The sequence below is a fragment of the Roseospira marina genome, from assembly GCF_014197855.1.
In the GTDB taxonomy this organism is placed as follows: domain Bacteria; phylum Pseudomonadota; class Alphaproteobacteria; order Rhodospirillales; family Rhodospirillaceae; genus Rhodospira; species Rhodospira marina.
Map to the genome: position 1 here is coordinate 12,619 of NZ_JACIGJ010000005.1, position 21,674 is coordinate 34,292.

Sequence of the window (21,674 nt, forward strand, 5' to 3'; positions counted from 1 at the left end):
CTGGCCGCCAGCCCGGAGGTGGCATCGGTGGGGCAACCCCGTGGCGATCGCGTCGTTCCGCCGTGCCGCCGTACCGGTGCCCCCCAGACCCGACGCGGGACGGCGCCCGGTCCGGGGAGCACAGGGATTAGCGGCGCCACCACCCCCGGCGCACCGGCTGGGGTTCGGCGTCGGCATCGGCGTCCGGTTCGGCCTCGGCTGTCGCCTCGACCTCGGCGGGCGCGGTGTCGGTCGGCTCGGGGGCCACTTCAGGCTCCGCCGCTGCATCGTCCGGCTGGGTCTCGACGGGCGCGGTGTCATCCGTCTCACGGGGAACCGGTTCGATATCGGTGGCGGCGGGCGCCGCGTCGTCCGATCCGGTGTCCTCCACAGATTCGGCCGCGGCGGCGGGGACCTCGGCGGTCTCCTCCGGGGTCGGCGTGGCCTCGCTCATCAGGAGGGCCGGAATCTCCGTCGCGTCTGGGGAGGCCGCTTCGGCGTCCGGCTCGCGGTCCTGGGCGCCGTCCGGTTCAGGTGCCGCGGCCCCGGGCTCTGCCGTGACGGTTTCGTCGTCCGTCGGGTCCGGGCTCTCTGTGGCGACCGCCGGGGCAGGGGCATCCTTCGCGCCACCATCGTTCTCGTTCGGGGTGTCGGTGGGCGCGGACTCCAGCGTCTCGCCCTCCATGCGATCCGTGCCGCTTGACCGGCTGCGGTTGCGACGACCGCCGCGCCGTCGCCGCGAGCGGCGCGACCGGCGCGCATTGGCGTCCTCGTCGCCACCGGTGTCAGCGCCGTCCTCGGATCCGTCGCTGTCGGCCCCCTCGCCGTCGGAGTCCTCACGGTCCCCGCTGTCGCCGGCGTCGCGGTCCTCGCCATCGGCCCCGCTGTCGGTGCCGTCGTCGGTCCCGTCGCCGTCGCGGCGGGGTTTCCGCCGCCGCCGCCGCCGCTTCTTCCGGCTGCCGCCGTCGTCATCGTCGCGCGGCCCACCGGTGTCGTGGGATTCGGCCTCGCGGTCGGTGTCCTCGGTCTCGTCGGTCTCGGAGACCTCGTCATCGTCCGTCACGTCCTCGGGCGCGAGGGTATCCGGCACGCCGACGGTGGTGTCGTGCGCGGTCTCCGGCCGGTTTTCCGCCCGCACGCGGTCCATGGTGTAGGCCGGGATGATGAGGCTGTCGTCGCCCTCGATCGCGACGCGGAAGTCATAGCGGCTTTCGATCGCCGTCAGCATCGCGCGCTTGTTGTTCAGGATGTACAGCGCGACCGGGGTCGGGACCCGCAGCGTGACCTCCGACGAGCGACGGCGCACGCCTTCTTCCTCGATCACGCGCAGCATCGCGATGGCCGTGGACTCGGTCGAGCGCACCACGCCGGTGCCGTGGCAGTGGCCGCAGGTGTGGAACGCCGTTTCCATCAGGCTGGGGCGCAGCCGCTGGCGCGACATTTCCAGCAGGCCGAAGGCGCTGATCCGGCTGAGTTGGATCCGGGCGCGGTCCTGCTTCAGCGCCTCCTTCATGCGGCGTTCGACCGCGGCGTTGTTGCGGCCGTCGTCCATGTCGATGAAGTCGATGACGATCAGACCGGCCAAATCGCGCAAACGAAGCTGGCGGGCGATCTCGTCGGCCGCCTCCAGGTTGGTCTTGAGCGCCGTCTCCTCAATATGGCGTTCCTTGGTGGACTTGCCGGAGTTGACGTCGATGGCAACCAGCGCCTCGGTCTGGTTGATGACCACATAGCCGCCGGAGCGGAGCTGTGCCACCGGGCTGTGCATGGCGTCGAGCTGGCTTTCCACCTGATAGCGGTGGAGTAGCGGCATGGTTGTGTCTCGGTACGGTTTCACCTTCCGCGCGTGCGACGGGGTGAGCATCTTCATGAAGTCCTTGGCGGCGCGGTATCCCTCCTCGCCGTCCACCAGGATTTCCTCGACGTCGCGCGTGTAGATGTCGCGGATGGCCCGCTTGATGAGGTTGGCTTCCTCATGAATCAGAGCGGGGGCCACCGATTGCAGCGTGGTCTCTTTGATCAGTTCCCACTGCCGCATCAGGTATTCGAAATCGCGCTTGATCTCGGCCTTGCTGCGTTCCGCGCCCGCCGTGCGCAGGATTACCGACCCCCCGGGCGGCCCCTGGAGGTCGGACAGGATGTTTTTCAGCCGCCGCCGGTCGGTCTGGCTGCTGATCTTGCGGGAGACGCCGCCGCCCCGCGCCGTGTTCGGCATGAACACACAATACCGGCCGGCCAGCGACAGATAGGTGGTCAGGGCCGCGCCCTTGTTGCCGCGCTCTTCCTTGACGACCTGGACCAACAGGATCTGGCGGCGCTTGATGACCTCCTGGATCTTGTAGTTCCGCAGCATGTTGGCCTGAAGCTGCGGGGAGGCCGCAGAGACGGTTTCCTCGCCCCCCAGATCTTCGACGTCGCGCGCCCCGCCCGACGACACGTCGTCCCCGCCGTCCGAGTCGGTTCCGCCGACGCCATCCCCATCGCGGGAGTCGGCGTGGTGGTCGTCCTCGGCCTCGGCGGCGCGCTCCCGCTCCGTCTGCTCAGCCAGCAGGGCCTGCCGATCCGCGACGGGAATTTGGTAGTAATCGGGATGGATCTCGCTGAAAGCGAGGAAGCCATGGCGGTTGCCGCCATATTCGACGAACGCAGCCTGAAGGGAGGGTTCGACCCGGACCACTTTGGCCAGATAGACATTTCCCTTGATTTGTTTCTTGGTACTGGTCTCGACGTCAAACTCTTCGAGGCGTGTTCCATCCAGAACAACCACCCGGGTCTCTTCCGGGTGGCCCGTATCGATCAAAAGTCTCTTTGCCATGCAGGGACGAACTCCGTGGGGCCGCCGGCCGCAACCCCGCCGAAGGGGGGGCGCCGACGCCTGATCCTGACGCGAGACCGAGGTCAGGCCGGCCCGAAAGGCTCCATCGTGTTCCATCCCGCGCCCCTGGACCGGTAACGCGCATGGATTCGGCCACGCGATCCGACCCACCCCGACGGCCGGCACCGCGCGGCGCGGTCGCAAGCGACCGTGGCGCGGCTCGGGGCGGGGGCGGTATCAGGACTGCGGGCATGGCGGAAAACCTCTGGCCCGGATTCTGGTGGTCCGGTCTCGAAGGGGTGATGCGAACTCTCGGTCGGTCGCTCCACGGCGGCGCGATGCGCACCCAAACGAGCGGAGAACCGCCTTGTCCGGGGCCCCAAAGCATGATGGGGTGCATCGCGAACGCAGTGCCGTGCCCGCCATAGCTCGTAGAAGGGGGTGTTTCCGCAGGATCAGCCAACGCCTGCGGACCGTTCATGACGCCGGAGACCATTTGGCCACCGGGCGCGTTTCCCTTCCCGTGCCAGCAGAAGACCGGCCCGCCTGCGCGGGTCCGTTCCAAGCGACGACAGAAAACCACCTGTGAGAATAGTCGGGGTCTAGAGAGGATACAATAGCGGAGACTAAACCCGTAGGATGGTCGCCCCCGGCATTCGTTCGGGTCGTCCGCGTGGGACGCGGCCCCGGCCGATCCGGGGCGATGCATCCGGAGTCCCGAGGCGGGCGTGGATTGCGGGCCGAACCGGCGACAGCCCCGGGTACCGGACCCTGCCTTTCGTCATAAAGTCTTTGGATGTTGAAGGGTTGTATCCTTTCGCGTATATCTTGGTCGAAGATTTGTTGCGAGGCCGCACCTTGAGCGGACCGTTCCCGGCGGTAGGGGCTGGGACCCGGAACGCAACCGCGACACGCAGGGGCACAGCCATGGCGTCCCGTTCAGCCCGTCCGCCGCACGGACTACGAGAGCACCGCACCCCCGGCGTGGGGGCGCGGGGGCCGGCGCTGGTCTGTGCCCTGGCGCCGGTGACCCGGCGCGAGGTGCTGGGTGCGGGGGCTGCCGGAGCCCTTCTCGGGCCGACCTTGAGCCTTCCGGCGCTGGCGGGCAACCGGGCGACGGGGGTGCGCTTCGGGCGGCACGACGTCAAAACCCGGGTGGTCCTCGATCTGACGGAGCCGCCGGCCTACCGCCTTTTCACCCTCGACGACCCGCCCCGTCTGGTGCTCGACCTCAAGGACTCGGACTGGCTGGTGCCCGCCGGGGCTCTACCGGACGCCACCGGTCTGATCGGCGGGCTGCGCTACGGCCTGCTCGAAGGGGGCGTGACCCGAATCGTGTTGGATCTGGCGCAGCCGGCCCGGGTGCTGGAGGCGTTTGCGCTGTCGCCCCGCGACGGTCTGGACTGGCGGCTGGTCGTGGACGTGACGGAGACCCCCGCGCGTGCCTTCGCCGCCACGGCCGGGCATGATCATGCCATCCTGGGCGGACGGTGGGGGCCGGAGGCGCCAAGTGGGGCGCCGGTCGCGGACGCCTCCGCCCCGGTTCCGCCCCCGGACCCCGATCCGCTGTCCTCGCAGCCCTCGACCGTGATGGCGGCCGATGGGACGCCCGTGCCCCGGCCGCGCCCCGACCTGCCCACGGATGCCGCCGCCACGGTGGTGCCGCCGGTCCGGCCGGAGGTCGTACCCTCCGTGAACGCCGCGAGCGAAACCGTGGTTGCGGGCGGGGTAAAGCCGGCTGCCTTCATTCCCATTCCGGCGCGGAAACCGCCGGTGCCGCGCAAGCCCATGATCGCCCTGGATCCCGGGCACGGTGGGCGCGATCCCGGCACCATCAGCGTGCGCGGGATGTATGAGAAAGAGATCACCCTGGCCATGGGCAAGGAGTTGCGCGCCGTGCTGGCGGGCACCGGGCGCTATCGGGTCATGATGACGCGCACCCGCGACGTGTCCGTCCACCTGCGGGAGCGGGTGCGCCGGGCGCGGCAGGCGGGGGCCGACCTGTTCCTGTCCATCCACGCCGATGCGATCGGCAATCCGAATGTGCGGGGCCTGTCCGTCTACACGCTGTCGGAGCAGGCATCCGACTCGGAGGCCGCCGCCCTTGCCGAGCGGGAGAACAAGTCGGACATCATCCTCGGCATGGACTTCAGCCATGAAAGCCAGGACGTCACCAATATCCTGATCGATTTGGCCCAGCGCGAGACCATGAACCGCTCCGTCCAGTTCGCCAACGTCCTGCTGGACGAGTTGCCGCCGGACGTGCGGACGCTGAATCACAGCCGCCGATTCGCCGGATTCGCGGTCCTGAAGGCGCCCGACGTGCCCTCCGCCCTGCTCGAAATGGGCTATCTGTCCAACCATACGGACGAGAAACTTCTGCGCCAGCGCGCCTATCGGTCCAAGCTCGCGCAGTCGGTGGTCCGCTCCCTGGATCGCTTTTTCCGCGTCTCCCAGGGGGCCAGACTGGCCTATTCCAGCGGCGACTGATCCTTCGCAGCCCATGGCCGTGATGCCGACGGCCCCGCCTGCGCGCGGGGGTGACGGTTGTGCGATGTCAATACGCGCCCGAAAAATCCAGATACTTGTTACGGTCATCCCACGAAAGGCTGTGGACTCCGGTTGCGCCTTGGCGCCAGGATCAACCCGATATCACCCGCGGCCCACGAGAGCCGGCGCGGGATCCCGCAAGAATGCGGTGAACAGGCGACAGGAGGTCCAGGCCCTCCCGTCATGCGACAGGAGGGCGCACCCATGCTACGGCTGTTCCGCCGGACCCCCATTGCGATCCGTCTGTGGTCCATTGTTCTGCTGATCGTCGTTCTGGCGCTGGTGAACCTCGCCCTGAATGTCCGCAGCTATTCCGATCAGGTCAACGCCGCGTTGCTGGGTCGTGTGCGCACCGCCGTGGAGTCGGCCCATTCCGTTCTGGCGGGATATGCGGCGCAGGCGGCGTCCGGCGCGATGACCGAGGCCGAGGCCAAGGCGGCGGCGCGCCAAGCGTTGGACTCCCTGCGCTACGACCGGGACGAATATGTGTTTGCCATCGATTTCAGCAATGTGGTCCAGGTGCAACCGGCGGCGCCGAAGCTGGTGGGGCAGAACCTCGCCGGGCTGACCGACGAGAACGGATTGGCGTTCATTCGCGAGATGACCCGGGTCGCCCGCACCGACGGAGAGGGCGCGGTGCGCTACGTCTGGCCCAAGCTGGGCGGCGACACGCCCGTGCCGAAGGTCACGGTGGTCAAGGCGGTGCCGGCGTGGAACTGGTACGTCGGCTCGGGTGTCTACACCGACGACATCGACGCCGCGGTCAATGCCCTGATCTGGCGCTATGGGCTGGCCTCGCTGGTCGTGGTGCTGGGCTTGGCGAGTGCTACGGCGCTGATCGGGCGCGGCATAGCGCGGCCGATCCGTCGGCTGACCGAGGACATGCGGCGTCTCGCGGCGGGCGACCTGGATGTGGACGTTGCGCGGGATCAGGGCGCCGAGATCGGCGCGATGCAAACCGCCGTCGACGTGTTCAAGGACAACAGCCGACAAATCGAGCGCATGCGTGCGGATCAGGCCGACACCCACCGCAGCAACGAGGCCCGCGTGCGCGGGGAAATGGTCGCCCTGACCAACGCCCTGGACGAGGAGGTCAACAGGATCATCGATCAGGTGCGCGACCGGGCGGAGGCGATGCGGTCCGCCGCGCGGCACTTGTCGGAAGAGGTCGAGGGCACTGAGGCCGGCGCGGGTGCCGCGGCCGGGGCGTCCCGCGATTCGGCCGCGAATGTGGACGCGGTGGCCGCCGCCGCCGAGGAGATGGCCGGTTCGATCCAGGAGATCAGCCGGCAGGTCTCCAACGCATCTGGCACCGCGCGTCGTGCGGTTGCCGAGGCGGAGCAGACCAACGCGCGCGTTCAGGGGCTGGCCGAGGCCGCCGGCCGCATCGGCGATGTGGTCGAGCTGATCGGCGACATCGCCAAGCAGACCAACCTGCTGGCGCTCAACGCCACGATCGAGGCGGCGCGCGCCGGGGAGTCGGGCAAGGGCTTCGCCGTGGTCGCCAACGAGGTCAAGACGCTGGCCAATCAGACCGGCCGGGCCACGGAAGAGATCGGCACCCAAATCGGCGACATGCAGACCGCCACGCAGGAGTCGGTGGACGCCATCGCGCGCATCGTGGCGGTCATCGGCGACATCGACACCATCACCACCGCGCTGTCGGCGGCCATCGAGGAGCAGTCGAGCGCCACCGCCGAGATCAGCCACAACGCCCAGCGGGCGGCCATGAGCACGCAGAAGGCCTCGCAGAACATCGACACCGTGGCCGGGGCCGCCGAAGCGTCGCGCGGTCACGCCGGCGACGTCGAGACGACGGCGCGCGACCTTCTGGATCGCATCCAGCAGATGCAGGAGGGGTTGCAACGGATCATCCGCGCTGGCAACAGCCGGGACCAGCAGGCCGACGTCCTGCAACGGGTGGACCTGCGCGTGACGCTGACGATCGACGGGGCGGGCGGCGGCGCACGCAGTGGCGTGCTGCGGGGGCTGGCTCGGTCCGGGGTCGCGACCCTGGATCCGTCCATTACCGGGGCGCGCGGCCAGACGTTCACGCTGAGCCTGCCTGGGCTGGGCGAGATCTCCGGGGCCTTCGTCGCCCGGACGGACGTGGCCACGCATGTCCGGCTGGATCTGACCGATGCGCACCGGGCGTCCCTCGACCAGCTTTTGTCCCACCGTATGGCGGCGTGAGTCCGGCCGACCACGGACGCCGTTGCGCCGTCGGCGGGGGTCACCCCTCGGTCGGGTCCGGCTCCGCGAGGCGGCGCGGCGCGAGCCGTTTCAGCCCGTGCCGGACACGGCGGCGGATGCCGTCGTGGTGCAGGAACGCCCCGCCGGCCAGCCCGACCAGACAGCCAAGCAGGGTGTCCAAGAGCCGGGCGGACATCAGGGCGTCGGGTGAGGCACCGTGGCCCAGGGTGGCGGCCTCCGCCAGCAGGATGGTCAGCGGGGTGATGAAGATCACGGCGGCGGCGTAATGGCGCACCACCATGGTCTCGATGATGAACGACAGCGCCATCATCATGAGTGCCAGGGTCCAGGGTGTGAGCGGCAGCATCAGAATGGCGCCCGCCAGCAGAACGCCCAGGGTCGTGCCGATCAGGCGGTGCAACTGGCGCTCCCACACCGCGCGCAGGGTGGCGCCCTGGATCACGGCTAGGCAGCTCACCGGCGCCCAGTAGGCCTTTTCCATCTCCAGGACCTGGGCGAGCAACAGGGCGAGACCGACGAACAGGCCCATCACCACCGGCTCCAGCACAATGAAATCGAAGGTGCGGGGCGGCGGCGGCGGCACCGGCTTCGGCGCTCGCGTGCGCAGGTCGTACAGGCTGTAGACGAAGCCGATGATGCAGGACAGCAGGCAGCCCATGCTGACCAGGCCCACGTACAGCGGCACCTCCAGCACATCCACGGGGGCATAAGCGCCGATCGAGGCGGCCATGACGAAGAACAGGGCGCCGGGCATGCCCAGCCCGTAGAGTCGCGCCATCATCAGCGCCAGGATGCCGATCACGGCCAGCGCCGGCATCATGACCGGCGCGAAGAAGTGGCTGATGACCCCCAAAGTGAACCCGGCGGTGATGCCGAAGGCGCAGCCCATCAGCACGAGCATACGGTGGGCCATCGGCGTGGCTGGCAGGTAGACCAGCACCAGCCCGCCCAGCGCGGAGGCCTGGCCGAACTCCATATGCCCGAACCACGCCCCGGTCAGCATGGGCGCGCCCGTAGCCAGCGCCGCCGCCACCGGCATGTGCCACGGGCGGTCGGTGGTGCGAACCTGGGTGAATGCCCGCGCTTCCCGCGTCACGGCGCTTCTGAGGGCCTTGCTCATGCCTGTCTTTCGTTCGAGTGGTGCCTGGCCTGAGGTCAGTCGCCGGAGCGGCGGGACCCGCCCGGAGTCGATTTTTGGGGTGATCGTTGGGACAGGCGTCGCCCACGGCCCGCGTGCGTGGTGACGAAGGATTGCGGTCCCTTTTTACGCCCGGTGCGGGTCCCCTCGCCACCACTGCGACCGGTGCCGGCCGGTTGGTGCGCGGGGATCAGGTGTCGCTTGCCGGGCCCGATCAGGTCGGCGCGGCCCATGCGCTTCAGCGCCTCGCGCAGCAGCGGCCAGTTTTCCGCGTCGTGATAGCGCAGGAAGGCCTTGTGCAGCCGGCGCTGCCGCAGGCTCTTGACCGTCGTCACAACCTCGTCGCCGTCGGGGCGGACCACGCGCCGCACCGGCCGCAGGGGGTTTCGGCCCGAATGGTACATCGCCGTCGCCAGCGCCATCGGGGAGGGCAGGTAGGCCTGCACCTGATCGGCCCGGAAGCCGTTCCGCTTCAGCCACAGGGCGAGGTTCATCATGTCCTCGTCGGTGGCGCCAGGGTGCGCGGCGATGAAGTAGGGGATCAGATACTGCTCCTTGCCGGCCTCGCGCGAGAAGCGGTCGAACATCTGCTTGAAGCGGTCGTAGGTGCCGATGCCCGGCTTCATCATCTTGGACAGCGGGCCGGCCTCGGTATGCTCCGGCGCGATTTTCAGATAGCCGCCGACGTGATGGGTGACGAGTTCCTTCACATAGGCGGGCGAGTGCACCGCGAGGTCATAGCGCAGGCCCGACGCGATGGTGATCTTCTTCACCCCCGGGATGGCGCGGGCCTCGCGGTACAGCGCGATCAGCGCGGAGTGGTCGGTGTTCAGGTTCTTGCAGATGGCGGGGTAGACGCAGGACAGGCGGCGGCACACACGCTGGATGTCCGGGCTCTTGCAGGCCAGACGGTACATGTTGGCCGTCGGGCCACCCAGGTCGGAGATCACGCCCGTGAACCCGGCCGTGGTGTCGCGCACGCGCTCCACCTCGCGCAGGATCGAGTCCTGCGACCGGCTCTGGATCTGGCGGCCTTCGTGCTCGGTGATCGAGCAGAAGGTGCAGCCGCCGAAGCAGCCGCGCATGATGGTGATGGAAAAGCGGATCATGTCCCACGCCGGAATGCGGGCGTCACCGTACATCGGGTGCGGGGCGCGCGCGAACGGCAGGTCGTAGACCGCGTCCATCTCCGCCGTGGTCAGCGGCCAGGGCGGCGGGTTGATCCAGATGTCCTTGTCGCCGTGGCGCTGGACCAGCGCGCGGGCGTTGCCTGGGTTGCTTTCCAGATGCACGACGCGGGAGGCGTGGGCGTACAGCACCGGATCGGCCTTGACGGCCTCGAAGGCCGGCAGGCGGACGACGGTGCCGCGGTTGGTCGGTGGCTGCGGTGCAGCGGGGGCGTCGGGTTCAGCCGGACCGGCCGGATCGGCGGGCGTGTCGGCGGCTTCACCCCCATCCTGACAAAGCCCCGGCGTGCGGCCATCGCGCTCGCCGGTGTCGGCGTAGGGATTGGTCGGGGCCTCCACGGGGCCGGGGGTGTCCACGGCGCTGGAGTCGACGACCGACCAGCCGTCGGGCACCGCCGGGCGCACCAGGGCGGTGCCGCGCAGGTCGGTCATGTCGCGCGGGTGTTCGCCGCGCGCGGCGCGGTGGGCGATTTCCACAATGGCGCGTTCGGCGTTACCGAACACCAGCAGGTCGGCCTTGGCGTCCATCAGGATGGACCGGCGGACCGTGTCGCTCCAGTAGTCATAGTGCGCCACGCGGCGCAGCGATGCCTCGATCCCGCCCAGCACGATCGGGGTGTCCTTGAACGCCTCCCGGCAGCGCTGGGCATAGACGATGGTGGCGCGGTCGGGCCGCCGGCCGCCCTCGTCCTCCGGGGTGTAGCTGTCGTTGTGCCGCAGCCGCCGGTCCGCCGTGTAGCGGTTGACCATCGAGTCCATGTTGCCGGACGTGACGCCGATGAACAGGGTCGGTGCGCCCAGGGCGGTGAACGCCGTCGGGTCGGTCCAGTCCGGTTGGCACAGGATGGCGACGCGGAAGCCCTGCGCCTCCAGCAGGCGGCCGATGATGGCCATGCCGAAGCTGGGGTGATCCACGTAGGCGTCACCGGTCACCAGCAGGACGTCGCAGGCATCCCAGCCGAGCGCGTCCATTTCGGCGCGGCTGGTGGGCAGGAACGGCGCGGTGCCAAAGCGGTGTGCCCAGTGCTTCCGCCAGGAAAACAGAGGGCGCGGAGTTGCGGCGGCGGTCATGGTCGAGGGGCCTTCCGGACAGGCGAAACGGGGCGACCCCAGTGCGGGGCCGCCCCTACGGTACAGGGAGCCGGATCCGATTCGAAAGGCCGAACGCAGCCGGTCAGGACGCCAGATGTTCCCGCGAACTGTCGCCGTCTAGGGACTGAGACTCGCCTTCGTCCGGGGAGTCGGACGAAGCCGGCGTCCCGTCGGCCTCGGGCGTGCTCTCCGTCTTGGCGGCGGCCTTTGTAGTGCGCCGACGGGTGGTCCGCTTCGGCTTGGCCTCGGTCGCCTCGGCTGTGGTGCCAACGCTGTCCTCGGTCGCGGCCTTTTTGGTCGTGCGCCGGGTGCGCTTCGGCTTGGGTGCCTCTTCGGTCTCGGCCCCCGTCTCAGCTTTGGCCTCAGCTTTGGTCCCGTCGCTGTCCTCGGTCGCGGCCTTTTTGGTCGTGCGCCGGGTGCGCTTCGGCTTCGGTGCCTCTTCGGCCTCGGACCCCGTCTCCGCCGTGGCCTCGGCGCCGTCGGCCTCCGCCGCTTTCGTGGTTTTGCGGCGGGTGCGCTTCGGCTTGGCCTCGGTCACCTCGGCTGCGGTGCCGTCGCTGTCCTCGGTCGCGGCCTTTTTGGTCGTGCGCCGGGTGCGCTTCGGCTTCGGTGCCTCTTCGGTTTCGGCCCCCGTTTCGGCTGCGGTCTCAGCCGTGGCTTCGGTTCCGTCGCCCTCGGTCGCGGCCTTAGTGGCCCTGGTGGTTTTGCGGCGGGTGCGCTTCGGCTTGGCCGGGGCCTCCTCTGTCGACCCATCCGAGGCCGCTTTCGTCTCGGAGGACGCAGAGGCCGGGGCTTCGCTCGCTTCGGCTGAGGTGTCGTTCGCCGCCGTCTCCGCCGTCGCCTCAGTCTCGGGCGTCGCCGGCGTTTCGTCGTCTGCCTTAGCCTTGCGTCGGGTGGCGCGGCGCTTGCGCGGGGTGACGTCGGGCGGCGTCTCGGAGGTCGCGCCCGTGTCGGCGGCCGCCGTTTCGGCCTCGACCGTGACCGGTGCCGTGTCCTCCGCCGCCTCCGGCGTTGCTGTGGAGGCCTCCGGCGCCGGGGTCTCCGCCGTTGCATCCGTCGCCTCGTCCGTATCGGGCCCCGTGCCCTTGCGGCCGTGCCGACGCCGCTCGCCACGTCGGCTGGTGGACCGGCTGGGGGACGCCTTGCGGGGGCCGCGCGACCGGTCGGACCGGTCGGCCCGGTCCGACGTCGGGTGCCGCTCGGTTTCGGCTTCGGCGGTCTCGTCGTCCTCGTCGCTTGCGGAGTCGGACATCGGCCGGCCCATTGGGACCAGGGTGTCGAAGGTGAAGAACGCCGGCGTGTGATCGCCGAAGGCCAGAGCATTATCCGGATGCTTCATGGCGGGCAGTTCGTCGTCGCGCCGGCCGCGCCCGCGCCGGGACCGTCCCCCGCCGTCGTCCGCGCGCTTGCGATCAGATCGGTCGGAACGCTCCGGCCGTTCGGGACGCTCGGCCCGTTCCGGTCGCTCGGACCGTTCGGGGCGCTCGGCACGCTCGGGTCGTTCCGCCGTCTCCGTCCGCTCCGCACGGTCACTCCGCGCGGCCCGTTCGCCGCGATCGCCGCCGCTGCGGTGGCGGCCGCCCCGGCGGCCCCGGCTGGGGCGGTCGTCCGAGGCCCGGTGCTCGCGATTACTGTCCCGTCCGCCGTCGGCGTCCGTGTCCGCTTCCGACTTCGCATCCGCGTCGTCGGCGCCGAGCCCTTCCAGCGACAGGCGCGGGATGGTGCGGCCCAGCAGGTGTTCGATGCCGGCCACATACTTCGCGTCGTCCGGCGTGGCGAGGCTGAACGCAGCGCCGTCTTTTCCGGCCCGCCCGGTGCGGCCGATGCGGTGCACATAATCCTCGGAGTGCGTCGGGATATCGAAGTTGATGACGTGCGACACGTCGTCGATATCCAGGCCGCGCGCGGCCACGTCGGAGCACACCAGGAAGTCCGCTTCGTTGTCCTTAAAGCGGCGCAGCATCTCGTGACGGGTGGCCTGGTCCATGTCGCCGTGCAGCGAGATGCAGTTGAACCCGTGCTTCTTGAGCGACCGGTTCAGCACATCCACATCGCGCTTCCGGTTGCAGAAGATGAAGGCGTTGCGGACGTTTTCGGTGCGCAGGATGTGGCGCAGCGCCTCGCGCTTGTCGATGCGGGGCACAATGGCGAGATGCTGGGCCACTGTCTCGGCGGCGGTGGCGCGGCGTTCGATGCTGACCTCGCGCGGGTTGGACAGGAAGGCGTCCGCCAGCTTGCGGATCTCCTTGTCCATGGTCGCGGAGAAGAACAGCGTCTGACGCAGCGGCGGCAGCAGACCGACAATGCGCTCGACGTCGGGGATGAACCCCATGTCGAGCATGCGGTCCGCCTCGTCGATGACGAGCACCTTCACGTCGCGCAGCAGCACCTTACCGCGCTCGAACAGGTCGAGCAGTCGCCCGGGCGTGGCGATCAGCACGTCCACGCCCTTGTCGAGCGCGCGCATCTGGTCGCCCATGCTCTCGCCGCCGATCAGCAGCGCCATGTCGAGCTTATGGTACTTGCCATACAGCGTGAAGTTCTCGGACACCTGGGCGGCCAGCTCGCGCGTCGGCGCCAGGATTAGCGAACGGGGCATGCGTGCCTTCGCCCGGCCGTTGGCGAGAATCTCGATCATCGGCAGGGTGAAGCTGGCGGTCTTGCCCGTTCCGGTCTGGGCGATGCCCAGAACGTCGCGTCCCATCAGGACGTGGGGTATGGCCTTTTCCTGGATCGGCGTGGGGGTTTCATAGCCCACGTCCTCAATGGCCCTGAGGGTTTCAGGCGAAAGGCCGAGATCGACGAATTTCATGGTGGTCAGGTCGGTCCTCGGACTCTGGTCGGGCTGTCGTGGGGGTTGAGATCAACCGCGCCACGGCCCGCGGGGCGCCGTGCCAAGGGGGCATCGCCTACACGATACGCACCGGCACGGCCTGGGATCGCTCGGATCACGCGGTCCCACCGTCACGCTACGCCAGGCGCCCGCATCAACGGGAGACGATCCCGTTCATGCTGGCGCCCGGTCGCATCGGACGCAGGAAGTCGGTCGGGCTCGTTCTTGCGGGGCGATCTTCACGCCCGAACGAGCCGCAGGCGCGCGTCTCCGACCACGCGCACTATAGAGCCGGACCCGAGGCTGTCAATGATGGGTCTGGTGCGCGGGGGAACGGGAACCGCCGGCCGTGACGGTTTTGCATCGGCTTCAGGTCCAGGGAGTCCCGCATCCGGGGGGCTTTGCGCCCGCGCCGGCGGTGTATCCCCGCCCCGCGCGCAGGAGATCGCGGGTGTAGGCTTGGCGCACCGTGCCGGCGCGAAGCTGGGCGACCGTCAGCTCTTCGATCACGGCGCCGTCCTTCATCACGGCCATGCGCTCGCACATATGCCCGACGACCGCGAGGTTGTGGCTCACCAGGATCAGGGTCAGGGCGCGGGCCGCGCGCAGGCGGCGCAGCAGGTTCAGGATCTCCGCCTGCACCGAGACGTCGAGCGCGCTGGTCGGCTCGTCGAGGAGCAGGATGGACGGCTCCAGGATCAGCGCCCGGGCGATGGCCACGCGCTGCCGCTGGCCGCCCGAAAGCTGGTGCGGGTAGCGGAACCGGAACGACCGGTCCAGACCCACGTCGGTCAGCGCGCGCTCCACCCGGGCGTTGAGCGCGTCGGTCAGACGATGGATGCGCAGCGGCTCCGACAGGGCGGTGTCCACGGTCTGGCGCGGATGCAGGCTGGCGTAGGGGTCCTGAAACACCATCTGCACCCGCTTGTGGAACGCTTTCGGGCGGCGGCGGCCCTGGTCCTGGCCCGCGACCGTGATGCGCCCGCTCCAGTGCGGGTTAAGCCCGGACAGCGCCCGCAACACCGTGGACTTGCCGGAGCCGCTTTCGCCCACCAGGCCGAAGGATTCGCCCTCGGCGACGTCGAGCGACACGCCGCGCACCGCGTGCACATCGCGCGCGCCGGCCCGAAAGGTCACGGTCAGGTCGCGAAGGACGATCACGGCGGCGCCTCCCGCCACGCCGGGTCCCGCTGCAACACCGGCAGGTCGCCCCGGTCGCCTTCGATGGAGGGCAGGGCAGCCAGCAGCCCGCGCGTATAGGGATGGCGGGCCGCATGCAGGTCGGCGGCGCGGCATTCCTCCATCACCCGCCCCGCGTACATCACCACGACGCGGTCGCAGAACCCGGCGACCAGGTTCAAATCGTGGGAGATGAACATCAAACCCATGCCGCTGGCCCGCACCAGATCGTCGAGAATGGCCAGAACCTGCATCTGCACCGTCACGTCGAGCGCGCTGGTGGGCTCGTCCGCGATCAGCAGGTCGGGGCCGAGCGCGACCATCATCGCGATCATGACCCGTTGGCCCATGCCGCCGGACAGCTCGTGCGGCCAGGCGTCGTAGACCCGGCCAAGGTCCGCCTCCGGGATCTGCACGGCGGCGAGGGCGGCCAGGGCGCGGTCCCGTGCGGCGCGGCGGGATAGCGCGGGGTCGGCGGTGCGGAACGCCTCCACGATCTGACGCCCGACTCGCATGACCGGGTTCAGGCTGTACTTCGGGTCTTGCAGGATCATCGCGATCCGGCGGCCCCGCAGTCGGCGGAAGCGGCGTTCGGGCAGGTGGCTCAGGTCCTGGCCGTCGAACGCCAAGCGATGGGCGCGCACCTCGCCCGGCGGTCGGATCAGGCCCAGGATGGCGCGCCCGGTCATGGACTTGCCGGAGCCCGATTCGCCCACGATGCCGACCCGCTCCCCCCGCTGGACCGCCAGCGACAGGCCCCGCACCGCCTCGACCGGGCCGGTGTCGCTGTGGAAGGTCACATGCAGATCGTCGAGGACGAGCAGGTCCGCCATGGCCTCAGCGGTCCCCCCGCGGGTCCAGCACGTCGCGCAGGCCGTCCCCCAGCAGGTTGAAGCCGAGCGCCACCACGAAGATGGCGAGGCCGGGCATGGTGGCGACCCACCAGTGGTCCAGCAGGTATTTGCGGCCGTCGGCGACCATGGCGCCCCACTCGGGCGTCGGCGGTTGCGCGCCCAGACCGAGGAAGCCCAGGCCGGCGGCCGTTAGGATGATGCCCGCCATGTCCAGCGTCACCCGCACGATGACCGAACTGGTGCACAGTGGCATGACCTGCCGCAGGATGATGCGCGCGGGCGAGGCGCCTTGCAGGCGCGCGGCGGCGATGAAATCGCTGTTCCGGATGGTCAGGGTCTCGGCGCGGGCGATGCGGGCGTAGGGGGGCCACGTGGTCAGGGCGATGGCGATCACCGCGTTCTCGATCCCCGGCCCCAGCGCGGCCACCAGGGCCAAGGCCAAAATCAGGCGCGGAAAGGCCAGGAAGATGTCGGTCAGCCGCATCAGCACGCTGTCGATCAGGCCGCCCGCGTAGCCTGCGACGGTGCCGATCAGCAGGCCCACGGGGGCGACGATGATGGCCACCAGAACGACGACGGCGAGCGTGATTCGGCCGCCGTGCAGCAGGCGGCTCAGGATATCGCGGCCCAGGCCATCGGTCCCGAGCCAGTGCCCCTCGGCGCCCGGAGGCAGAAGGCGCAGGTCGAGGGCTTGGTCCGTGGGGCTGAACGGGGCCAGCAGGGGACCGATCGCGGCGATCAGCAGAAGCAGCAGAATGATGATCAGACCCGCCAGAGCCAGGGGATTGCGGCGGAAGCGCAGGCCGCTGCGGTACAGGTCCCCCAGGCGGGCCTGCCCCCGCGACGCGGGGGCTTCGCTGAGCAGCCACGCCCGCAGGCCGGCGCGTTGGGGGCTCATGCCCGGATCCTCATGGTCGCGCCCTCGGGTCCAGAAGCCGATACAGCCCATCGGACAGCAGGTTCAACCCGATGAACACGGCGCCGACGACGACCGTGCCGCCCAGCACCGCGTTCATGTCCGCGTTGAGCAGCGAGTTGGTGATGTAAAAGCCCAGGCCGGGCCAGGAGAACACGATCTCGGTCAGGACGGAGCCTTCCAGCAGCGTCGCGTACGAGAGGGCGATGACCGTCACCAACGGGACCCACACATTGCCCAGGGCATGGCGTCCGATCACGGTGCGCTCCGGCAGGCCCTTGACCCGGGCGGTGGTGATGTACTCCTGGCGGAGCTGTTCCAGCATGAAACTGCGCGTCATCCGGCTGATGTAGGCGAGGCTGAAGTAGCCGAGGATCGAGGCCGGCAGAACGATATGCGCCAGCGCGTCGCGGAACACGTCCCAGGCGCCGGCCATCGCGGAATCGAGCAGGATGACGCCCGTGACCGGCTCCACCAGACCAACGTACAGCAGATCGAGCCGCCCGGGACCCGCGACCCAGTCGAGCTTGGCGTAGAACACCAGCAACCCCATCAGGCCAAGCCAGAACACCGGCACCGAATACCCGATCAGGCCGAGCACGCGGATCACGTGATCGGTCCATGTGCCCTGGCGAACCGCCGCGATGATACCGGCCGGCACGCCGAGCAGCACGCCCAGGATCGTGGCCACCGTGGCCAGCTCCAGCGTGGCCGGGAAGACGCGCGCGATATCGACCGCGACCGGGTTCGACGTCAGCACCGAGGTGCCGAAGTCGCCGGTTAGGGCGTTGCCGACGTAGGTCAGGAACTGCTCCCACAGCGGCCGGTCGAGACCGAGCGCCTCGCGCGCCGCCTGATAGGTCGCCTCGCTGGCCCGATCGCCCACGGCGGCCAACACCGGATCGACCGGAACGACCCGCCCGATGAAGAAGGTGACCGCCAGCAGGCCCAGCCCCGTGATCGCCAGCGTGAGGACCAAGCGGCCCAGGGCACCGGCACCGTGGCGCAGGCGGCGTCCGGGCGGCGGCCGTTGCGATGCGGCCGGGAGCGTGGAGGGTGTGGGCGGGGTGGGGCGCGGCATGCGGCGCTCGGGGAGCGGTGGAGGCTTCCTCCCGCATAGCAGCGCGATGCGGGTGCGTCCAGAACCGGGCGCGGGATCCGTGCCGCGTCGTGGGGGCGGAGCGCGGCGTGTGCGTGTCCCGCCGGACCGTTCCACAAGAAAACGGCCCCGTTATGGGGCCGTAAAGTTCTGATCCGGCTAGGAAAAGTCTGGAGCGGGTGATGGGACTCGAACCCACGACATACAGCTTGGGAAGCTGTCGTTCTACCCCTGAACTACACCCGCGTGTGCCCGCCGGCTCGGATCCCCGTTTATAAACGTCGGCTGCCGTGTCGGCAAGCATCTGTGAACGATCGTGATGTAGGCTGCGCGTCGCGGCCCTTAGAGGAGGGCCGGGTTGGCGCGTCCAGGGTGTCCGGCGGGCCGGAGGAGAAGGAAGGGTGGGGCCGGTCTCACCCTGGGTCTCTGTTCCCTTGGGGGGATTGATGGCGGATCCGATCGTGCTGCGATGCGACCTGTTCCCGGGCTCGGGCGCCGGCCACCTGAAACGCTGCGTGGTGTTGGCCCACGCCCTGGAGGCGGAGGGCTTCGCACCCCGCCTTCTGATCGATTCGGAGAGCCTGGAGAGCGCTTTGCCGCTGGATCCTGGCGTGGCGGTGGAGGGCGTGCCGGTCGGGCCGCGCTTCGACGAGGCGCGGGATGCGGTGGCGGTGGCGGCGCGGGCGGTGGCTCTCGGTGCGCGGGTCGTTCTGGTGGATTCGTATCGGATCGGTCCCCGCTGGTTTGAGACGGTGCGCGCGGCGGGCCGGATTGTGGCGGCACTTGATGATCTGGGCACGGCGGGCGGTGCGCATCTGACCGTGACCTACGCCCCAGGAACAGAGACCGGGGCGAAATCGGGTGCGGCGGAGGACGCGGACACGCCGATTCGCCTAGTCGGTCCCGCCTATATGATCACCGACAGCCCCGACGGGCGTCGGTCCGATCCGCCGGTCCGGCCGCGCAGGCTCATCGCGCATGCCGGGGGAACCGGCGCGTTCGAGGCCGCGCGCCCCATGTTCGCGGCCATCCGGGACGTGGCGGCACGTCACACCCTGGACGTCACGTGGCTGTGCCCGGGGCCGGCCGTCGCCGAGTCGCTGCGGCGCGATGGGCTCGCCGCGCCGAACCACGCCGTCGACCTCTGGCGCCGCGACCCGGGTCCTCTGTGGGCCGGGTACGACATCGTCGTCGGACCGGCCAGCACGTCGCTGTATGAGGCGATCCTTCAGGGCGCCCTGCCGGTCTCCTTCGCCATCTCCGACACCCAGACCTCGGGCCGGGACCAGTGGATCCATCTGGGCCACACGCTGCACATGGACCGCGCCGAAATGGCGAGTCCCGGGCGGGCCGAGGCTATGCTGGAGCGCGCCGTGACCGAACACGCCGCGCTGCGCGCTGCGCTCGCCGCCGGGTCGCGCGCGCTCGACGCGCACGGTGCGACCCGCGTCGCCCGCGCCCTGCGTGCCCTGGCGGATGGGCGCCCCTTTAATCCCGAGCACGCTGCCGCCATCGCGGCACACCCAAGCTCCCCCGCGCGCGGGGGATGGCCAGCAGGAGCGAAGCCATGATCGATATCGTCACCCTGTTCGATCCGGACCGGCCCATGGCCCCCCTGATGTGCGTGGAGATGAGCGGCAACCACCAGGGCCGTCTGGAAGCGGCGCTCGCCTTTGTCGACGAGGCCAAGGCGAGGGGCGCCGACCTGCTGAAGGTCCAGGTCTACCGGCCCGATACCATCACTCTGCACTCGGACCGGCCGGATTTCCGGTTGCCGGCGGCCGACACGTGGTCCGAATACGGCACGCTCTACGACCTGTACGCGCACGCGCACACGCCCTGGGACTGGATCGAGGCCATGTTCCGCCACGGCGAGGCCATTGGACTGCCGGTGTTCGCCTCCCCGTTCGACGAGACCGCCGTCGACCTGCTGGAGCGCCTGGGCTGCCCGATCTACAAGATCGCGTCGCCGGAGATCGGCGACATCGGCCTGATCGAGGCCTGCGCCCGCACCGGCAAGCCGGTCATCCTGTCCACGGGGCTGGCGTCGAAGGAGGACCTGGACCGCGCCGTCGCCACGATCCGCCGGTTCGATGCGCCGCTGATGATCCTGAAGTGCGTGTCCGCCTATCCGACCCCGGCCGAGGACATGAACGTGGCCACCGTTCCCTGGCTGCGGGAGACCTACGGCTGCGCGGTCGGGCTGTCGGACCACACGGTCGGCCTCGGTGCGGCCTGCGCCGCCGCCGCCCTCGGCGCCCGGCTGGTGGAAAAGCACTTCAAGCTGCCCGGCGACGACACGTCGGTGGACGCCAAGTTCTCGCTCGACCTCGACCGCTTGCCGGAGATGAAGCAGGCGCTGGCGGACGCCGCCGCGTCCGTCGGCACGGCGACGATGGAGATTCCCGAGATCGCGCGGCCCTCGCTCAGCGGCCGGCGGTCCCTCTATGTCGTGGCCGCCATGCGCAAAGGGGAGGTGTTCACTCGCGACACGGTGCGGTCGATCCGGCCGTGCTACGGCATGGCCCCGATGCATTTGCCAGACGTGCTCGGAAAAGTAGCGACCCGTGATATCGAACGGGGCGAGCGCATGAGCTGGGATCTGGTGGCCGATCCGGCGTGACCGCCGCGTGCGACGGGCGGGGTCCCCGATAGACGGAACGTTAACGATTGTCCGCTACGGTCAGACTGGGCACCAAACGCAAAACAGTGAAAGTCTGCCCCAATGTTCGATGGGCAATCGATTTTGATTACGGGCGGAACGGGATCGTTCGGCAAGCAATACACCCGAACACTTCTGTCGCGCTCCAAACCACGTCGCATTATCATCTATTCCCGGGACGAACTGAAACAGTTCGAAATGCAGGACGAGTTCCACGATCCCTGCATGCGGTTCTTCCTAGGGGACGTGCGCGACCGGGAGCGGCTGCGCCAGGCGATGGAAGACGTGGACTACGTCATTCACGCGGCGGCGCTGAAGCAGGTGCCGGCGGCGGAATACAACCCGACGGAGGTCATTCGCACCAACGTCAACGGTGCGGAGAACGTCATCCGCACCAGTCTGGACGCGCGGGTGAAGCGGGTGATCGCCCTTTCCACCGACAAGGCCGCCAACCCGATCAATCTGTATGGCGCGACCAAGCTGGCCTCCGACAAGCTGTTTGTGGCCGCCAACAACATCACGGGCAAGAAGCCGACGCGCTTTGCCGTGGTCCGCTATGGCAACGTCGCCGGGTCGCGGGGGTCGGTGGTGCCGTTTTTCGATCGCCTCATTCGGGGCGGCAGCGACCATCTTCCCATCACCGACGAACGCATGACCCGCTTCTGGATCACCCTCCAGGAAGGCGTGGACTTCGTTCTGAAGAACTTCCAGCGCATGGTGGGCGGGGAGATCTTCGTGCCCAAGATCCCCTCCATGCGGGTGGTCGATCTGGCCGCCGCGATGGCCCCCAACGCGCCGTTGAAGATGATCGGAATCCGGCCCGGCGAGAAGCTGCACGAAATCATGTGCCCGCGCGATTACGCCCACATCACGCTGGAATTCGAGGATCATTTTGTGATCCAGCCGACCATCCGCTTCAATGATTTAAGCGTCGATTACAGCCGGAATGCCCTGGGCGAGTGTGGCACCGCCGTGGATCCGGATTTCGAATACAATTCCAGCGACAACGACGTCTTTCTGACGGTTGAGGACCTGAACCGCCTCGTTCAGGAGACGTTGCGGCACTGCGCGGGGAGCGTGTCCCCCACGTAAATCTCGGTACGGTCGCCGTGGTGGCCGGCTGTCGCCCAGACGCGCGGACTGTGGCGCTTGGATG

General features: G+C 69.2%; 13 protein-coding genes and 1 tRNA gene. 5 read left to right on the plus strand and 9 right to left on the minus strand.

Going from position 1 to position 21,674, the window contains the following annotated elements; translation table 11 throughout:
• Positions 1-127: 127 nt before the first annotated feature.
• A complete protein-coding gene (locus tag GGD82_RS08145) occupies positions 128-2,794 on the minus strand; it encodes an Rne/Rng family ribonuclease (RefSeq protein WP_150064014.1) in 2,667 nt (888 codons plus the stop codon).
• Positions 2,795-3,721: 927 nt separating this feature from the next.
• Between GGD82_RS08145 and GGD82_RS08150 the strand changes: the two genes are divergently transcribed.
• Positions 3,722-5,284 (plus strand): N-acetylmuramoyl-L-alanine amidase, encoded by a 1,563-nt coding sequence (locus tag GGD82_RS08150; protein WP_170284470.1) that lies wholly within the window; start codon positions 3,722-3,724, stop codon positions 5,282-5,284.
• Between the two features lie 264 nt (positions 5,285-5,548).
• Positions 5,549-7,537, plus strand: coding sequence for a methyl-accepting chemotaxis protein (locus tag GGD82_RS08155; protein ID WP_170284469.1), 1,989 nt, complete (start codon positions 5,549-5,551; stop codon positions 7,535-7,537).
• A 40-nt stretch (positions 7,538-7,577) separates the two neighbouring features.
• Here the strand turns inward: GGD82_RS08155 and GGD82_RS08160 are convergent, their stop codons facing one another.
• The 8 genes from GGD82_RS08160 to GGD82_RS08195 all read right to left on the minus strand — a co-directional run bounded on the left by GGD82_RS08160 (position 7,578) and on the right by GGD82_RS08195 (position 18,102).
• Positions 7,578-8,678 (minus strand): FUSC family protein, encoded by a 1,101-nt coding sequence (locus GGD82_RS08160; protein ID WP_150064011.1) that lies wholly within the window; start codon positions 8,676-8,678, stop codon positions 7,578-7,580.
• 35 nt (positions 8,679-8,713) lie between these two features.
• Entirely contained in the window at positions 8,714-10,954 is a 2,241-nt protein-coding gene (locus tag GGD82_RS08165; RefSeq protein WP_150064010.1) for a YgiQ family radical SAM protein, read from the minus strand.
• A 103-nt stretch (positions 10,955-11,057) separates the two neighbouring features.
• Complete coding sequence (locus GGD82_RS21390; protein ID WP_150064009.1) at positions 11,058-13,787, minus strand: DEAD/DEAH box helicase; 2,730 nt, start codon at positions 13,785-13,787, stop codon at positions 11,058-11,060.
• A 390-nt stretch (positions 13,788-14,177) separates the two neighbouring features.
• Positions 14,178-14,969 carry an ABC transporter ATP-binding protein gene (locus GGD82_RS08175; protein ID WP_246164012.1) on the minus strand — a complete coding sequence of 264 codons (792 nt, stop codon included), beginning with the start codon at positions 14,967-14,969 and terminating at the stop codon, positions 14,178-14,180.
• Positions 14,966-15,820: an ABC transporter ATP-binding protein gene (locus GGD82_RS21040; protein WP_246164011.1), complete on the minus strand. Its 855-nt coding sequence runs from the start codon at positions 15,818-15,820 to the stop codon at positions 14,966-14,968. Before GGD82_RS21040 ends, GGD82_RS08175 begins: the two co-directional genes overlap by 4 nt.
• Before the next feature lie 4 nt (positions 15,821-15,824).
• Positions 15,825-16,739 carry a nickel transporter permease gene (nikC, locus tag GGD82_RS08185; protein WP_150064007.1) on the minus strand — a complete coding sequence of 305 codons (915 nt, stop codon included), beginning with the start codon at positions 16,737-16,739 and terminating at the stop codon, positions 15,825-15,827.
• 10 nt (positions 16,740-16,749) lie between these two features.
• Positions 16,750-17,838, minus strand: coding sequence for an ABC transporter permease (locus GGD82_RS08190; protein WP_150064006.1), 1,089 nt, complete (start codon positions 17,836-17,838; stop codon positions 16,750-16,752).
• Positions 17,839-18,027: 189 nt separating this feature from the next.
• Positions 18,028-18,102: transfer RNA gene (locus GGD82_RS08195), tRNA-Gly, on the minus strand.
• 200 nt (positions 18,103-18,302) lie between these two features.
• On the opposite strand from GGD82_RS08195, the gene GGD82_RS08200 reads away from it, so the two are divergent.
• The 3 genes from GGD82_RS08200 to pseB all read left to right on the plus strand — a co-directional run bounded on the left by GGD82_RS08200 (position 18,303) and on the right by pseB (position 21,610).
• Positions 18,303-19,427, plus strand: a complete 1,125-nt coding sequence (locus GGD82_RS08200; RefSeq protein WP_150064005.1) for a hypothetical protein — start codon at positions 18,303-18,305, stop codon at positions 19,425-19,427.
• Positions 19,424-20,479: a pseudaminic acid synthase gene (gene pseI, locus GGD82_RS08205; RefSeq protein ID WP_246164010.1), complete on the plus strand. Its 1,056-nt coding sequence runs from the start codon at positions 19,424-19,426 to the stop codon at positions 20,477-20,479. The genes GGD82_RS08200 and pseI overlap by 4 nt, the downstream gene beginning before the upstream one ends.
• A 102-nt stretch (positions 20,480-20,581) precedes the next feature.
• A complete protein-coding gene (gene pseB / locus GGD82_RS08210) occupies positions 20,582-21,610 on the plus strand; it encodes a UDP-N-acetylglucosamine 4,6-dehydratase (inverting) (RefSeq protein ID WP_150064004.1) in 1,029 nt (342 codons plus the stop codon).
• Positions 21,611-21,674 lie beyond the last annotated feature (64 nt).

Bases quoted from the DNA above. Each gene is read 5' to 3' on its own strand.
- GGD82_RS08145 (WP_150064014.1), bottom strand. From the start codon at position 2,794: ATGGCAAAGAGACTTTTGATCGATACGGGCCACCCGGAAGAGACCCGG.
- GGD82_RS08150 (WP_170284470.1), top strand. From the start codon at position 3,722: ATGGCGTCCCGTTCAGCCCGTCCGCCGCACGGACTACGAGAGCACCGC.
- GGD82_RS08155 (WP_170284469.1), top strand. From the start codon at position 5,549: ATGCTACGGCTGTTCCGCCGGACCCCCATTGCGATCCGTCTGTGGTCC.
- GGD82_RS08160 (WP_150064011.1), bottom strand. From the start codon at position 8,678: ATGAGCAAGGCCCTCAGAAGCGCCGTGACGCGGGAAGCGCGGGCATTC.
- GGD82_RS08165 (WP_150064010.1), bottom strand. From the start codon at position 10,954: ATGACCGCCGCCGCAACTCCGCGCCCTCTGTTTTCCTGGCGGAAGCAC.
- GGD82_RS21390 (WP_150064009.1), bottom strand. From the start codon at position 13,787: ATGAAATTCGTCGATCTCGGCCTTTCGCCTGAAACCCTCAGGGCCATT.
- GGD82_RS21040 (WP_246164011.1), bottom strand. From the start codon at position 15,820: ATGGCGGACCTGCTCGTCCTCGACGATCTGCATGTGACCTTCCACAGC.
- nikC (WP_150064007.1), bottom strand. From the start codon at position 16,739: ATGAGCCCCCAACGCGCCGGCCTGCGGGCGTGGCTGCTCAGCGAAGCC.
- GGD82_RS08190 (WP_150064006.1), bottom strand. From the start codon at position 17,838: ATGCCGCGCCCCACCCCGCCCACACCCTCCACGCTCCCGGCCGCATCG.
- GGD82_RS08200 (WP_150064005.1), top strand. From the start codon at position 18,303: ATGGCGGATCCGATCGTGCTGCGATGCGACCTGTTCCCGGGCTCGGGC.
- pseI (WP_246164010.1), top strand. From the start codon at position 19,424: ATGATCGATATCGTCACCCTGTTCGATCCGGACCGGCCCATGGCCCCC.
- pseB (WP_150064004.1), top strand. From the start codon at position 20,582: ATGTTCGATGGGCAATCGATTTTGATTACGGGCGGAACGGGATCGTTC.